This is a genomic window from Candidatus Omnitrophota bacterium, from assembly GCA_023227985.1.
In the GTDB taxonomy this organism is placed as follows: domain Bacteria; phylum Omnitrophota; class Gorgyraeia; order Gygaellales; family Profunditerraquicolaceae; genus JALOCB01.
Genome location: JALOCB010000003.1, coordinates 24,835 through 41,035, shown reverse-complemented (window position 1 = coordinate 41,035; position 16,201 = coordinate 24,835). Strand labels below are relative to the sequence as shown.

The 16,201-nt window shown below is 48.8% G+C and carries 14 protein-coding genes; 5 read left to right on the top strand and 9 right to left on the bottom strand.

Going from position 1 to position 16,201, the window contains the following annotated elements; translation table 11 throughout:
* Positions 1 to 2 precede the first annotated feature (2 nt).
* Both M0R35_01130 and purN read left to right on the top strand, forming a co-directional pair.
* Positions 3 to 791, top strand: coding sequence for an RnfABCDGE type electron transport complex subunit B (locus M0R35_01130; protein MCK9594264.1), 789 nt, complete (start codon positions 3 to 5; stop codon positions 789 to 791).
* A 27-nt stretch (positions 792 to 818) separates the two neighbouring features.
* Positions 819 to 1,427, top strand: a complete 609-nt coding sequence (purN, locus tag M0R35_01125; GenBank protein ID MCK9594263.1) for a phosphoribosylglycinamide formyltransferase — start codon at positions 819 to 821, stop codon at positions 1,425 to 1,427.
* Here purN and M0R35_01120 read toward each other — a convergent pair whose 3' ends face one another.
* Positions 1,428 to 2,312, bottom strand: coding sequence for a hypothetical protein (locus M0R35_01120; protein ID MCK9594262.1), 885 nt, complete (start codon positions 2,310 to 2,312; stop codon positions 1,428 to 1,430).
* The gene (locus M0R35_01115; protein ID MCK9594261.1) at positions 2,263 to 3,921 is read right to left on the bottom strand and encodes an AAA family ATPase; all 1,659 of its coding nucleotides are present in this window, start codon (positions 3,919 to 3,921) and stop codon (positions 2,263 to 2,265) included. The genes M0R35_01120 and M0R35_01115 overlap by 50 nt, the downstream gene beginning before the upstream one ends.
* Before the next feature lie 197 nt (positions 3,922 to 4,118).
* Between M0R35_01115 and eno the strand changes: the two genes are divergently transcribed.
* The 3 genes from eno to M0R35_01100 all read left to right on the top strand — a co-directional run bounded on the left by eno (position 4,119) and on the right by M0R35_01100 (position 6,021).
* A complete protein-coding gene (gene eno, locus M0R35_01110; GenBank protein MCK9594260.1) occupies positions 4,119 to 5,384 on the top strand; it encodes a phosphopyruvate hydratase in 1,266 nt (421 codons plus the stop codon).
* Entirely contained in the window at positions 5,381 to 5,650 is a 270-nt protein-coding gene (locus M0R35_01105) for a septum formation initiator family protein (GenBank protein ID MCK9594259.1), read from the top strand. Before eno ends, M0R35_01105 begins: the two co-directional genes overlap by 4 nt.
* 65 nt (positions 5,651 to 5,715) lie before the next feature.
* Positions 5,716 to 6,021 (top strand): group I intron-associated PD-(D/E)XK endonuclease, encoded by a 306-nt coding sequence (locus M0R35_01100; GenBank protein MCK9594258.1) that lies wholly within the window; start codon positions 5,716 to 5,718, stop codon positions 6,019 to 6,021.
* Positions 6,022 to 6,473: 452 nt separating this feature from the next.
* Here the strand turns inward: M0R35_01100 and M0R35_01095 are convergent, their stop codons facing one another.
* The 7 genes from M0R35_01095 to M0R35_01065 form a co-directional block, all read right to left on the bottom strand.
* Positions 6,474 to 8,096, bottom strand: a complete 1,623-nt coding sequence (locus M0R35_01095; protein MCK9594257.1) for a hypothetical protein — start codon at positions 8,094 to 8,096, stop codon at positions 6,474 to 6,476.
* Positions 8,093 to 9,424 carry a hypothetical protein gene (locus M0R35_01090; GenBank protein ID MCK9594256.1) on the bottom strand — a complete coding sequence of 444 codons (1,332 nt, stop codon included), beginning with the start codon at positions 9,422 to 9,424 and terminating at the stop codon, positions 8,093 to 8,095. Before M0R35_01090 ends, M0R35_01095 begins: the two co-directional genes overlap by 4 nt.
* Positions 9,405 to 10,559, bottom strand: a complete 1,155-nt coding sequence (locus tag M0R35_01085) for a hypothetical protein (GenBank protein MCK9594255.1) — start codon at positions 10,557 to 10,559, stop codon at positions 9,405 to 9,407. Before M0R35_01085 ends, M0R35_01090 begins: the two co-directional genes overlap by 20 nt.
* Positions 10,560 to 10,690: 131 nt before the next feature.
* Complete coding sequence (locus tag M0R35_01080; protein MCK9594254.1) at positions 10,691 to 13,006, bottom strand: hypothetical protein; 2,316 nt, start codon at positions 13,004 to 13,006, stop codon at positions 10,691 to 10,693.
* Positions 13,003 to 13,851: a carbohydrate ABC transporter permease gene (locus tag M0R35_01075; GenBank protein MCK9594253.1), complete on the bottom strand. Its 849-nt coding sequence runs from the start codon at positions 13,849 to 13,851 to the stop codon at positions 13,003 to 13,005. Before M0R35_01075 ends, M0R35_01080 begins: the two co-directional genes overlap by 4 nt.
* Before the next feature lie 4 nt (positions 13,852 to 13,855).
* A complete protein-coding gene (locus M0R35_01070; GenBank protein ID MCK9594252.1) occupies positions 13,856 to 14,770 on the bottom strand; it encodes a sugar ABC transporter permease in 915 nt (304 codons plus the stop codon).
* Between the two features lie 10 nt (positions 14,771 to 14,780).
* Positions 14,781 to 16,097 (bottom strand): extracellular solute-binding protein, encoded by a 1,317-nt coding sequence (locus M0R35_01065; protein ID MCK9594251.1) that lies wholly within the window; start codon positions 16,095 to 16,097, stop codon positions 14,781 to 14,783.
* Positions 16,098 to 16,201 lie beyond the last annotated feature (104 nt).

The window sequence follows — 16,201 nt, the reverse complement described above, 5'->3', positions numbered from 1 at the left end:
TTATGGATATACTATTACCTGTAATGTCTCTGGGACTACTGGGCCTTTTATTCGGCATAGGCCTGGCTTTTGCCTCGAAAAAATTCGAGGTCAAGGTCGACCCCCGCTTGGAAAAGATCCAGGGGATATTGCCGGGCGTGAACTGCGGCGCCTGCGGCCAGGCAGGATGCGCCGGTTTTGCCGAGGCTTTACTTGAAGAAAAAGTCCTGGCTGACGGATGCAAGGTGGCGGATGACAAGGTTAAAGAGGCTATCGCGGTATTGCTGGGGCAAAAGCTCGAGAAAAAGATCAAGAAAGTGGCCCGACTGCGCTGCAACGGCGGGAAAAAAGTAAAAGACAGATTCATCTATAAAGGGGTAAAAGACTGTTTATCCGCTAAACTGCACTTAGGCGGCCAGAAACAATGTCTTGAGGGATGTTTGGGATTCGGGACCTGCGCCAAAGCCTGCCCTTTCTCAGCGATTACGATGTCGGAAGAAGGGCTTCCGGTAGTGGATATCCAAAAATGCAAGGCCTGCAATAAATGCGCGCAGGTATGCCCTAAAAAACTGTTCAGCCTGGTACCCATTAACAATAAAGTCATTGCGGCCTGTTCTTTGCATGAACCGGGGAAAGATACTAAAACAGTCTGCCCGGTAGGATGCATCGCCTGCAAGATATGCGAAAAGGCCTGTAAATACGACGCGATCCACGTAATAGATTACCTGGCGGTAATAGACCATAATAAATGCACCTCGTGCGGGGAGTGCGTAAAGGTATGCCCGGCAAAAACGATCACGATCGTAAAATAAACGATTTATAACACAGGCGGTTTCCAAATGAAAAAGAATATCGCGGTATTCGCTTCAGGAAAAGGAAGTAATTTTTCGGCGATAGCCCAGGCGGTCAAAAAAGGCGTTCTTAAGGGATCTTCGCTTAAACTGCTTGTATGCGATACCCCAAAAGCCCCGGTATTGGGGAAAGCGAAGAAAGCGGGAATAAATATCCTGTTGGCCCCAAGAAAGGATTTCCCCTCAAAAGAGGCGTTTGAAGCCGGGATCATAAAACATCTCAAAAACTCCAAAATAGACCTGATAGTCCTGGCAGGGTTCATGCGCATATTATCGCCGTCTTTTATCCGCGCTTACCCCAACCGGATAATCAATATCCATCCCTCTCTGCTTCCCGCGTTTAAGGGGGAACACGGGATAAAAGACGCTTTTGACTACGGGGTAAGATTCACCGGCGTGACCGTGCATTTCGTCGATGAAGAAACGGACCATGGCCCGATCATCCTGCAATCCGCGGTGGGGATAAACAGACAAGACACCCTGAAAAACCTGGAAGCCAGGATACACCGGGCCGAGCACAAACTTTATCCTCAGGCGATAAAATTATTCTTGTCGCGGAGATTAAAGGTCAACGGCAGGAAAGTAAAAATCCTCTGATCAATCCCTCTTATTGTAGATCTGGGAATGCGTCAATTCAACCCTGCTTTTGGTGAACAGATTATCCAGCCATGCGCGGGAAACATTCCTTACCCGGTAGATCCTCAATGTATCGCCGATGATCCTGGCGACCTCCTTATCCACATCCGCGCTCTGCTCCACCTCGGGTTTTTGGAATTTCAAGGCGATCCGCTGGATTATCTGGCGTGAAATAAACTCCCTTAAAGTCAGGTCCTTATATTCCAAGTGCCTGCCATCCTTATCGCCTACCGCCCCGGGGTTAACCCCGTAGTTAATGCTTATTCTGTGCTGGTATTCCCCCGGAGAGATCGCCCCATAACTGACCTTTAGCAGGTCCGGGGCGTATATTGTCTCTGTGAGCTCCATCCCGTTATTTATGTCTGAGGCGGCCAGGATGAAGAATTTTATCTCATTGCGCTCGCCGCGGTCGATGCTTAAGATAACCCGGCGCAATACCTGGATAGCGTTGCTCATCTTTTCCCGAGCCTTCTTGCTGAAGACATATTCCTGGCTTGTCTGCCTTTCCGGGATGGCTTTTATCCGATAGACGCAGTGCACCTGGTCGCCGAGGAACCGGGCGGTGTTCTTTTCAATGATGAATTTCTCCAGGTTTTTTTCCGGCTTTTCGGCTTTTTCGAATATATCTTCCATCGGGAGATATACCCACAGCGTGGAACCGGCGAGCTTCGCCACGGCGTCATCTTTATACTCGACGCTCAATATACCGGTGATAGCTTTTTCAACTTCGGATTTGGAATAGGTGGGAACGAGAGATGCCGAACAACCCAGGCAGGCGAATATAAAGACGCATATATTAAGGCCTAGCTTTGCCGAATTCCTTAAAAATACCTTCGATCTCGTCATAGTTCAGTTCTTCTTTGGCGATCAATTCTTCGGCCAGCCGCTTAAGTAATGGCTCTTCTTTTTTTAACAATTCCTCTACTTCCTTCAGGCAGGACTGGAGTATCTCCTGCACATCGGCATCCAATCTCATTTTTGTACCGTCCGACATATGCGCGTGCGAATCCAGCGCTTCAAAATTACCCAGCAGACCGGATTTGCCCATGCCCCAACTCCAGGCCATATTATGGGCGATTAACAACGCCTCGCTGAAGTCTCCGCTTACCCCGGCGGTAGTGATCCCCAACTCCAGCTTTTCCGCGGCGTACGAGCCCAGGCATATCTTTATCGTGTTTAAAAGCTGCTTTTGGTCGCGGATGAATATCTCTTCCCTCTGCGGTATCCAGGTCACTCCGCCGGTGTGCCCTCGGGGGGTAATAGTGATCTTGAACACGTCCTGGGTAGGCACCATTAAATAGGTGACAATGGCATGCCCTGCTTCATGATAAGCCGCCTGCAATTTTTCTTCATCCCTTAATTTTATCCTGCGTTTAATACCTAAGGCGATCCTCTCCCTGGCCTCGTCTATTTCCTGCATAGTTATCAGGGATTTTCTGGTACGTATGGTAATAAGCGCCGCTTCCCGGACGATATTGGCGATATCCGCAGGGCTCTGGCCAACGGTGATCCTGGACAGCCGGTCCACCTTGACGTTTGCCTGGTCGTATTTAACGGTCTTAAGGTAATATTCAAAAAGCTTCTGCCGGTCTTCAAGATTGGGCTTATCCACGTGTATCTTCCGGTCGAACCTGCCCGGGCGCAAAAGCGCCGCGTCCAGAAAACGCTCCGGGGCATTAGTGGCGCCGATGATCACGATATTCGTGTCTTTTTCCTTTAACCCGTCCATTTCGACCAATAGCTGATTTACCGTGGTATTCGCCTCGGTCTGGCCGCCGAAACCGCGATCAACCGATCTTTGCGCGCCGACTGCGTCTATTTCATCGATAAAGATTATGCAGCCGCCTTTCAACTCCGCGAACTGCCTGGCCCTTTTAAAGAGGCTGCGGATCCTGCCCGCCCCCACGCCGACGAACATCTCCACGAATTCCGAACCGGACATGGAAATGAACGGAAGCTTAGCCTCGGTGGCAATGGCTTTGGCTAAATAAGTCTTGCCGCAGCCCGGAGGGCCCATCATCAGTATTCCTCTTAATATCTTTCCGCCGATGCGCTGCAGTTCCGCCCGGTCGGTGATCAATTTGACGATTTCCAAAGCCTCCTGCTTTGCCTCATCCATCCCGATAACGTCATTCCAGGTGACTTTCAGCTCTTCTCCCGCAATGGCTTTTTTATTGGTCTGGGTAAAAGAACTGGATCCTCTTTTATAAAAAAGCCAGTACATCATGAAAACATATATGGTCGCCTGGATGATCCCCATTATCCCCCAGGTGAACATCTGTAAAGGCACAGAGGCCAATTGCGACTGCCGCAGATAAGATTCAGACGCATTCCAGGCCTTTAAGCCGTTGATGATAATGACTGTCAAGGACACCAGCAACGCTATACACGCCCCGATCACCAGCACCCGGACCCAATACAAACTAACCAGGAATTTAAACTTTTTCCAATTCATAATTTAACCTTTCTGGGCGGCATACCCGCCGTTCCTGACTTCCCTACCCCCCAAAGATAGCATATCCGAAACCACAAGTCAACAACTACTGCGCCGGTATGCCCATTTAATTGTCTTGACCGGGCAAAGTTTGTGTGTTAAAATTCTTCAATCTGATAACCATTTAAAGGGATTTGTATTTAAGGAGGGGTTGGGCAATGGCAAAGATCAAAAAGGTCACAGGAAGACAGATACTCGATTCCCGGGGAAATCCCACTGTGGAAGTGGATGTACTTTTAGATAACGGTATTATCGGCAGGGCTGCTGTGCCTTCAGGCGCCTCCACCGGCGAAAATGAAGCCTTGGAATTGCGCGACGGCGACAAAACAAAATACATGGGCAAATCCGTATTAAAAGCGGTGAACAATGTAAATACCGCAATTGCCTCAAAAATAACGGGATTGGAGCCTGATTTTGCCAAGGTCGACCGCGTATTGATCGATCTGGACGGGACGGAAACTAAAAGCAATCTGGGTGCAAACGCTATATTAGGCGTATCAATGGCTGTCGCCAAAGCAGCCAGCCTGGATAAAAAAGAGCCTTTATATAGATTCCTGGGAGGAGAAAAAGCCAATATACTGCCTGTGCCGCTGATGAACATCCTGAACGGCGGGATGCACGCGGACAACAACCTGGATATCCAGGAATTCATGATCATGCCTATCGGCGCTCCAAGCTTCTCCGAGGCCCTGCGCATGGCCACCGAGATATTCCATAATCTTAAATCCCTTTTGAAATCCCAGAAATTATCCACTTCCGTGGGCGATGAAGGCGGGTTCGCCCCGAACCTTAAAGCCAACGAAGAAGCATTGACCTTGATCCTTCAGGCTGTCGAAAAAGCGGGCTACAAGCCGGGCAAAGACGTGTATCTGGCCCTGGACTGCGCGTCCAGCTCTTTCTGCAAAGACGGAAAATATCAGTTCGAGAATTCCCAGAAGACCAGCGACGACCTTATCGCCATTTACCAGAAATGGCTTAAGCAATATCCCCTGGTCTCCATTGAAGACGGATTATCTGAATTCGACTGGCCGGGCTGGAAAGAAATGACCAGGAAGATCGGCGGGCAGCTGCAGTTGGTGGGCGACGACATCTTCGTCACCAATCCGAAATTCCTGAAAAAAGGTATTGAAGAAAATGTCGGTAATGCTATACTGGTAAAGGTAAACCAGATCGGTTCGCTGTCGGAAACCCTCGCGGCTATCGAAATGGCCCAGAAGAACAAGTACCGGGCGATCATTTCACACCGTTCAGGGGAGACCGAAGACACCACTATCGCCCATCTGGCTGTAGCCTGCGGCTGCGGGCAGATCAAAACCGGCTCTTTATCCCGGACCGACCGGATCTGCAAATATAACGAACTGCTCAGGATCGAAGAAGAATTAGGCGCCTCGGCGGTTTATGCCGGGGCTATTTGGAATAAATGATAATAAAAAAAATGGCGGGGATATCCCTCGCTGTATTTTTTATCGCGGCGCTCTTCTTCCCCGGTTATGCCAGGATACGACACCTGAAGAATAAGAACCGGGACCTGGCCCAGAAGAACAGCAGGCTAAAAGCCGAAAATACGCTTTTACAAACAGAACTCAAGCGCCTGGCCAACGACCAGCATTACCAGGAAAAGATATTAAGGGAAAAACTCGGGGTAGTGCGCAAAAACGAAATACCGGTTAAAATAGTGACCGGCGATTAAATAAGGCTTTGAACTCTTTAAAATAAGAGTAAAATATACCTGTTCTTTCATAATAGATTCGCGGGGTGGAGCAGTCCGGTAGCTCGTCAGGCTCAATGGATAAAAAACTCAAATCTGACATCGCAGAATCTGCCGTCATCACTGAACTCCTGAAACAAGGGTTCAGGGTGCTCAAACCGTTCGGGGATCGCCTCCCTTATGATCTGGCGATCGACCTGGATGGTAAACTTCTGCGCATTCAAGTCAAAAGCGCTTGGTTCGACCAGAAAAACGACATGTATTGTGTCGATGTCAGACGGACCAAGACGAACAGACGAAGGATGTTGCGGGCGAGATATGACGCGGATGATTTCGATTTTGCGGTGCTGTAATCGAACCCCTGAATGTGTTCTACATCGTCCCCTGCTCTGTCTTTACCAAATTCGGCAGCACCATCAGTTTAGTCGAAAGCGGCAAACGACAGCGCAAACCGATGTCCGCACTGTACAGGCAACGATGGAGTTTATTGTCCGAAGGGCTCCTCAACCGGTAACGGTTGAAGGATATCCTGTCAAATTCGGTGAAACCCTCGACGCAAGTCAAGGTAATACCGAGCTAAGTCTCCGGCAACGGAGAAAAGTGTAGAGACTAAACGGCAGGGGCCAACGATAGTTGGTCAAGATATAGTCCAGACTACGAATCCGCTTGATAGCGGAGCAGCTAAAGCTGTAGTAGCAAGCATAACCTGAAGGCCGTCAGTTCAAATCTGGCCCCCGCAATTTCCAACAAAAAACCCGCTCGGAATTTTGAGCGGGTTTTTTGTTTTACCTACCGTGGCAGGCGGTTATTCAACGTCGATTATATCAATGCTCCTGTCCAATACCCCATAGGGGCACATAACTACAAGACCGACTATCTTTGTCCCGGGATCGGAATAAGCAACGGTTAACGCGGACGAGTCGGCGGAAGGGGTTATTTTTCCCAGATCACCCGCCCATATATAGTCCAAAGCCACCTGCATACATCCGCTTTGCGGCGAGGTCGCGCTGGAGGTTATGGTAAATTCCCCGTCTATCCCGGACACTGACGGAGAAACTTTAGTCTGCACCTTAGACATATCCAGATTGGAATTATCCGGCTTCAAAGCCAGGTCCAGCATGATCTTGATGTTGTTATCCAAAGGTTTTTCGCTGTTGATCTCGGCTTGCCTGTCTTTGGTCAAGGCAACGATATCCGAAAAACCGCTGCCTTGCGCGTTTTCGATCAGTTTATCATAATAACCCTGGGCCCGGGTAAGCTCATCTTCCCACTGGGTCAATACCCCCAATTGATATAAGCTGGAAAGCCCCGATGATCCGGAAGGATCGCCCTGAACGCCCTTTTCAAAATACTGCCTGGCTGTGCTTTCATCCCTATCGATGTATAACGCGATCAACCCGATCTTATAAGCGCAGGTTTGCGCGTATTGGGTCTGCGGGAAACGGGTCAAAAGTTCTATATAAACATCCTTGGCGGACGAGTATTCCTTGACCCGCTCCAGGTTATACGCCCTTAGATACAAAAGCTCCTCATCAAATGCGTCTTTACCGCACCCCTCTTCCATCGCTTTGAATATCTTCTCCGCGTATAAACCGTCCTTAGCCTCCGGCTCCTTCCAGGCGAATAAAAGCGCCACCTCTCTCAAAGCCGCGGCTTTTTCTTCAGCGGTGAAGGTCTCGATCACCTTCTTTATATAGCTGTCAAAGGCGGTTTGGGCCAATTCAATATTGCCCTCATTTAAAAACCCTAAAGCCAAAGCTTTTATATCATCGGCTTTTGTCCCGGCGGCGATCACCGTGTTAATATAAAGCTTGTATAACTGGGCCGCTTTTGACCTCTCCCCGTAAGAAATCAGGGTGTCCGCGGTCTTTTTCACCACAGACAGGTCCTGCCCGGTCTTTGCGTATTCGATCGCGGAGTTAAACAGATCCGTCAGGGATTGTTCCGCGAACACATCCTGCTGGTCATAATGGAACCGCCACAATATCAGCCGGGCGTGAATATTCAACGCCTCATTCGCGTCAGTGGATTTAACCGCTTTATCCAGGGACGCGGAGATCTCGTCGCGGTAATTATTGCCCTGGCTGAAATATTCATCCCAGGCCTGTTTTTCTTCCAGGAATCTCATCTGCAGATAACGGGTCAAGCCGGTAAAATAATTAATGAGCGGCTCCAGGCCCTTTTTCTTCTGTCCCAGGCCCTTTAAGAAATCCACGAAGTTGCTGTAACGTCCATCCTTAAGGTATTCGGCCTGGCAGGACTGAAAATCAACAAAAAGCTCCCGGCTGTTCACGGAAGAATTTGCCCGCTTAAGCAGATCCCCGCAGCAAGCCGGCTGCGGCTGGGAAAAGGCAGAAACCGCGTAACACATAGAAATCAATACCGCAAAAAACGACATTACCGCTTGCGTTCCGTTTTTTATCTTCATTTTGATTTCCCCCTCTGCTTCCTGGCTTTAACCTTGGGATTATTCCAGAAATCCCTGATCACGTAATAGGCCTTGCGGGGAACACGCATATCCAGGCCGAAATCCTTCTGGTCGGCGGATAAAGCGATTATCCCGAACCATTCCTCGTTCATATTCATGTTCTTGGGGGCCTTTATATCAAAATAATAACTCCCGTTGGACCAGTTGGATTCGGTATCATGGACCTTCCAGCTTTCCGGATCCACCGAATTATGTTTCCACCACTCATCGGTCCACTCGAACATCACCCCGCCCAGGCAATTCCCAGCGCCTTTCTTATTATCGGCAAGGTTCTCATAGATCTGCCGCCACAGCGATTCCAGGAAGAAAGCCTGCATATTCTGGTCCTCTTTCTTCAAGTACGCGTCATAGGCATCCGCGCCGAACTCGGACAAAAGTATAGGCTTGTCAAAAGTCGCTTTCAACGATTTAAAAAGATTGCCGAACGTCTTGCCCCGATAAATGATGCAGGCGACCATATCCACTTCGGATGCGTACTCCTGGGCCGAATCCAATCCGATCAATTCGCCGTTACCCAGGCCTACCGGATGTTCGGGATCGATCGCGTGTATCTTTTTAGCCAGATCATTAACAAAAGAATAATAAATACGGTTGCGCAAAACTCTGCGTTTCTGAAGATCCGGCTCTTTGTCTATATCGTCGCTGGACCAGGGATTTACGCTGCCCAGGCAGGAATAATTGTTCTCATTGCCCAGGATCCAGCAGAGCACCCCGGGTTCATCTTTATACTCATTGACCATATCCAGAACCTCTTTACCGATCCGGGACTGGAATTCCTCATCCCCGTACAAAGGACAGGGATATTCCCAGAATCCCAGCCAATGCCCCACGATCGTGCGGATCCCGAAGTTATCGTAAAGTTCGCGGATGACCTGCTTGACATTTTCGGGTTTTTCCCCTGTCTGGTAGATCCGGATGGTATTTATTCCCATTTCTTTCATCAGCTTGCCGTCAACCATCCAGGGCTTATAGGGATCAGACCACCAGTCATAATCATGGCTCAACCCGACAGGTATAGGGTTATAACAAACGCCTTTGACCACATAAGGCTTTCCGGAGGCGAACATCCGGTAACTGCCGTTACGGTATTTTTTTATGTACACCCTGGGCCGGGGCTTATTTACGGCGATCAGTATATACCCGAAAAATAAAACCACAAGCAACAGGCCTGCGACCACCGCCAGATATAAACGGCGGTTTTGAGCCTGCTGCTTGTGGCTGATGCCTTTTACGTTACTATCTTCCTGCTTATTCGTACTTGATCTCATCCAGATAGAAAATAGCTCCATCGGGATTCACGTCGATGTTCGTCGCCCAACAGAATCCGCCGATGATGAATGACAGGTCTTTCCCTTTCAGATCAATGCTGTACTGGGCCCATTCCTTATTCAGGATGACCGGGCCGATACCGGCAGCGTCGGAATCCGAGAACTCTCCCATGATACCGCCGACCTTGAATTCTTCGATCCTCTCCCCGCCTTTTGCCCCGCGGGCCCAGAAGGTGATTTTAGTCGCCTTGGAAAGATCGAAACCTTTGTCTATGGTCCCCCAGTTGTTAGCGGGATTCTGCCAGTACATACCAGCCCAACGCGCCCCCTGAGAGACTTTGCCGCTGTAGGTTATCTTAACGCAGGTGTCGCCCAGATACGCGTCTTCTTTGTTGGCGCCGTCATATTTTATGTCGCCGTAATCGCCCATCCAGCCCGAAGGGACAAAATGGTTGTTTACCGAAGAGCGATCCGCATAGATGTAGAAAGGCATAGCTTCCTGTTTTTTGCTTTCAGCCTTCATCATGGTGTCAACTTCATATTTGATATCATCAATGTATATCGTTGCTCCTTCGGGATTCAGGTCCGCGGTAGTCACCCATCCGAACCCGCCGCTGATATAAGTCAAGTCCTTGCCTACCAGGTTAATGGTATACTGTTTCCAGGTATCGGTAAGTTCCACCGGTCCGAATTCAATAGTCGTTGAGTCGGCATAAGTGCCTTTAAGCCCCCCAATGACGAACTTTTGCAGTATTTCCCCGCCTTTTGCCCCGCGGGCCCAGAAAGTCAGCTTGGTCATTCCGGTAAGATCAAATCCGCCCTTTTTGCTGCCCCAGTTATTCGGGGGATTCTGCCAATACACGCCTGCCCAGCCTTGCGCCTGGGATTTCTTGGCGGTATAAACAAACTGCAGGCAGGTAGTCCCGGAATAAGGATTATCGGTCGACTGGTCGTTCAGTTTCACGTCGCCGTAATCGCCCATCCAGCCCGAAGGGACATAATGATTATCCCTGGCTCCCCTGTCCTTATACACCCAAAACTCCTTTACCTCTGCGGCTGCGGTGTCCTTCTCCTGGGCGTACGCCATAGGAAGGATAAACGCTAAAGCCAGCGCCATCATGACAATTCTTTTCATCTTTACTCCTCCTTTGTTATATTATATTTTGTTCCGCTTATTTTTAAGTCTTGCCGGAAAGCAGGTTAGCGTATTTGCCTGAAACACCCCCTTTCTTCTCCCATATATCTAAAGGTCTCAGCGCGAGACCATCATTCTTTCCATTCCTTTTTATACATGAAATAAGCCTTGCGCAGCTGACGCAGGAACGGGCTAAGTTTGCCGTCGCCCTGACCGGTCATCCCCAGCCATTCCTCATGCATATAGCCATCCGGGAAAGGCCCCATCCACAGCCCTTTAGTGTCATGTATGGCCGGTTCATAGCCCTTCCACCATTCATCCATCCATTCAAAGACAACAGCGCCCAAAGCGTTTCCCGCGCCCTCGGAAAAAGCCATATTATTTTTAATGTCATCCCAGTTGCCGTTATGATATTCCGCCTGCAGCAATTCGGACTCTTCCTCATTTTTTCCTTCGGAATACGCGGAACAGCCGAATTCGGTGATAAAAGCTGCTTTATCCGCTTCCTGCTTAACCTGCCGCCAGAAAAACCCGAAACCATATTCTCCGCGATAGGCATTAGCCCCGAAGATGTCGATATCCGGAGCGTGCTGGCCGAATTTATCAAGGTATAACACGTCCCCGCTGCAGATAGCCACGGGATGCTCGGGGTCAATAGCCTTGATCTGGCGGGCTACGTCGTTGGCAAATTTAAAGAACGCATCCGGGTCCTTATCGGCGTTGCAGGCGTAACCGTACACATTCTCATTACCCAAAAGCCAGAACAATACAAAAGGCTCATCCTTGAATTCCCTGACCATGCCCAGCACCGAGTCCATCATATTCTTGCGGTGCTCTTCATTATTATAGTCCGTGCCCGGATTCCATTTCGCGCCTGAACCTATGGTATATTTACCCAAAAAATCGCCCAGGATAACCCTGATGCCGTATTTATTATACAGGTCCCGCAGCAGCTCTTTATTCACCGGGCTGGGATGGTGATAAAGCCGTATGGTATTTACCCCCATATCCTTTAACAGATGAAAATCCCCGACAACCGGCTCATCGCCGTCCTGGAGGTTATTCCTGTTCTTATCCACGAAAGAATCGTACGGCCCGTCGATTTTTCCGTTGTTGTTAAAATCCTCTTCCATCCAATTGCCTAATGTCCCGTCATCGGGGGATTGGCCGACCTTGGTAGGGGCATAAGTTATGCCCTTGATCACATACGGTTTTCCGTCGACTATTAATTCCCAATCGCCTGTCTCATACTGGAGCAGATGGACCTTGCCTTTACCCAGGCGCCGCCTTATGCTTAACAGCTCCTTGGATTGTTTAGGCTTGAATTTATCCATCAGGGTGACCTTAACGAACCTCCCCGGGTTTGCGCTCACAATATCGTTTGCCACATTATTATCAAATCCGTTCTTGATCTTTATATCCGCGTCAACCAGCTTATAGCCTAACTGCGGGTTTTTGCTCAGCAGGAAATTTATCTTGGATATCGCCGCGTATCCTATATACCAGGGGGTCTTGAAATACGTCCACCCGTAACTCCCGGGGTAATGCACCAATATGGCATAATAGCATTTTAGCGCGTGCTTGATCAAGCCGGATTTTTCCAGTATAAGCCCGGTATAAAAAAGCCTTACACCGGCAGGCTCAGAGCCGGTAGCCCATTTAAAAAACGCCGCCTCAAGATCGGGGGAATGCACGAAATCCCAATGATTACCGTACAGCCTCTTATCTTTGAGCGCTTTCTTGAACTTCGGGTCCCATCTGACGGAAGAGGTATTGGGAAAGATCCCTTCCCCTACAGCCAGGCTTAAGCCTTCCTGGTCGGTGATAACGTATTTATAATCTTCTTTGCCGAGATTGACGAACTCCCCGTATTCCTCGTAATTGACGAAATCCTCTTTGCCCGGGTCATACAAGTCTATTTTGGTGGGAAGCTGGCTGACCTTTACTTTCTTTTCAAGTTCTATAGTCCCCTTTTCCATCTTCTGGATGCTCTGCTTGGACGCCTCGGATATCTGCCAATACCAGCCGCGCTGATCCCAGGCCTGGGCGTAATAATATTTATCGATGATCAACTGAAATATCTTTTTGGCCTCATCCGGTTTTTCCTGGCGCATATAAGATTCGGCCTGGATAAAATACGCGGTAGCCACGTCATTCAAGGCCTGGACATTATCTATCTCATCCTTGCCCTTAGGTAAAGCTCTCAAGGCCGCTTGTTGTTTATCCGCGTCTTCTTTATAATAATCAATGCATTCCTGCGTATATTTGAATGTAGCCTCTATATCCCTGGCGCCGTGCGACTCCCAGGATTTATTGATCAAATCCGCAGAAGACATCCGGGCATCCGCAGCTTCAGGGTTATTCTGAGCAAAGCCCGCGCCGGGATAAAAAACCGCTGATAAAACACAAACGGACAAGCAAATCAGGTTGTTTAATCTTAAGGTCATCCTACCAGAGCCCCCTGGGTTACGCCTTTGACTATATATTTCTGCATTAAAAGATAGACCAATATTATCGGCAAAGCCGTTATTGTAAGCCCGGCCATCAACAGCGGATAGCGGGTGATGAATTCCCCCTGGAAGGTGGTCAAAGCCACCTGCAAAGGCATCAGTCCTTTACTGTCAAAAATGATCAACGCCAGGACATATTCATTCCAGACGTTCAGCGCGTTAAAAACAACAACCACGGCCATTACCGGTTTGGCCAACGGCAGGGCCACATGCCACCAGATCCCGAATTTAGAGCATCCGTCGATCCGGGCCGCGTCTTCCAATTCATGCGGCAGTTTGTCGAAGAATGTCTTTAAAAGAAAAATGCTGGTGGATAGCCCAACATTAATCATGCACAATATATAACCTACCGCGGTATTGCGCAGGTGCAGTTTATTCAAAAGGACGTATAAAGGCACGAAGCTGCCCGGGATAGGGATCATCATCGCGGCCATAAACACGTAAAACAAAAAATTCTTCCCGGGAAAACTGAAACGGGAAAAGGCGTAAGCGGCAAGGGACGAAATGATAATGATGCCGACGACCACGGAAGTGGTATAAAATATGCTGTTCAGGAAATACCTTCCGAACCCGCCTTCTTTCCAGGCAACAACGTAGTTCTCAAAATGGAATTCCTTGGGGACAATGGACATATCCTTGAATATGGTCTCCTGGGTCTTAAGGCTCGAAGACGCCATCCATAACAAAGGGAATACGCAGGAGACGGCCACCGACAGAAGGAATATGTGGATTATTACGTTGGTGAATATCTTTTTTGTTTTGTAATAAGCGATCGATCTCATTTTTTTAAGCCTGTTTGAACTTTTGGGAGAACTTATACTGGATAAAAGATATCATTACCAATATTACCCCGAAACTTATGCCCTGCGCGCAGGCATAACCGAACCGCGAAGATCCGCGCATTGAAGCCAGTATTCTTAAAACCGGCACGGTAGTGTGGCCGGCAAGTTCGCCGCCGATAAGGGAAATTATCAGGACAAAAGATTGCATAGTGCCCAGGATAGTCAGTATGGCCACCAATACGATCACCGGGACCATCAAAGGCAGGGTTATCTTGCGGAAACAATCCCAGGAATTGGCGCCGTCCACCTTGGCCGCCTCGTAAAGCTCGCGCGGGATGCCCTGCAAACCGGCCAGGAAGATCAAAAACCCCCAGCCGAAACCTTTCCAGGAATGCACAATGGCCACGCAGGTCAACGCGGTATTGGTATGCGATGTCCAATTGCCGGTAAAAGGTTGATTAGGCAGGGATAACCAGGAATTAAAGAAATTAGTCAGGCCGACAGTGGCGATGCCGTGGTTCACCAGGCCGTCGCTGTTCAGGATTATGTATTTCCAGACCAGGCCGACAACTACCTCGGATAATACCGGCGGGATGAAAAACAGGACCCGGTAAAAATTCTTAAGCCTTATCTCGCGGTCGCAGGCCATTGCCAGCATAAAAGCCAGGGCATTCTGGAAGGTAAGGGCAAACAGGGTTATGTAGCCGACCTGGCGCATTGCCTGCCACCATACGGGATCGCCAAAAAGTATTTCCTTGAAATTGCTTAAGCCGACGAACACCCTGCTTACGGATATCCCGTTCCATTCATACATCCCCAGCTGAAATACCCAAATGAACGGGATGACATAGAAAACGCTGAATATCGCCACAGCCGGCAGGACAAAAAGATAGTTTTCTAAAGTAGCTTTGACTTTCATTGGCTAAACCTTAACGCTTCTTCGCTATTTCTTTTTCCTTGGTCCTTTGGACTTCCTGGGCCACTTGTTCCGGGGTCTTTTCCCCGATTATTATAGACTGTATCCCTTTATCCAGGGCCTCAACCACCAGAGGAAACTCCGACACGCCCCAGATATTGGGATGGGTGGTGTAATCTATGTTCTTGGCGAACGCGGAAAGGATCTTGGGTATAGTATTCAGGCTTTCTTTATTAGCCGGCAGATTATTAGTCGCTTCCGACAAATAAACCTGCTGTTCTTTGGCAGTGAGCCATTTCAGGAACTTTACCGCCTCGTCCTTTTTCGCCGAACGGGCGTTGACCATAAAAGAAGAACCTGCCCCTCCCCAGATGCTCACCGGGTATTTATCAGATATTTTAGGCGGAAGCATTACCCCGTAATTCAATTTAGGATTCATTTCCTTATAGACATTCACGCACCAAGAGCCGTTAAAAGCAAAAACCGCTTTTTCATTGGCAAAAGCCTGCTCAGCGTCCTTATTGACCATAGCGATCGCTCCGCTATACAACAGGCCGGAATCGCGCATGTCTTTGAACAAGGCCAAAACCTTAATCCAGTCGGGATCGGTATAAGGGACCTGCCCCTTTATGGTAGCCAGGACCTTGTCCTGGCCCATAAGGTTGAAGGCGTAATTATTGGCGAAACAATCAATCAGCCAGTATTCACCCCATCCTGAAACCAGGCCCTGCAGGTTATTTTCTTTTATTTTCTTGGCTATCCCGATGAATTCACTGAAGGTGACCGGCGGTTTTGCCGGATCAAGCCCCATCTTCCTGAACAGATCTTTGTTATAAACCAGCTGTATGGTCATAGTATCTATGGGAACGCCGTAAATACCCGGAGCTACTTTATAAATGTTGCCTGCGGGGAATTCATTTATCTGAAGGGCTTTGGCAAAGAAGACATTGCGCCATTGGCCGGCGTTCTCGTCCATATAATAGGTGAGGTCAAGGATATGGCCGGCCTCGACAAACGCGGCAAAGTCGCGTTTTTCGGCTAAAATACCGAACACATCAGGGAGATTAACCCCTTGGGCAGCTGCCCGAACTTTCTGGGAATACGCGTCCGAAGGCGCATAGAGATCAAAATTAACTTTCACTCCGTAAGCAGCCTCGTATCTTTTGGCCAACTCGTCAAAGGCCTGCTGCCTGTCGGTCATCCAATGCCAGATCAATAAAGACTTACCGGATTGTCCGCTCTCGCCCGCGCATCCGCTAAGGCAGGAAAAACCCAAGATAATCATTAAAAAAACCGACCACGATTTGAAGCTGACCCTGTTTCTGAACATTATTCCCCTCCTAAATATGAACGAGATAACAGAATATTACAGAAATGGCTAATGAAGACAATATTCGAATTTAACACAGGTTAATTGCCTGGTCAAGGCTTTTA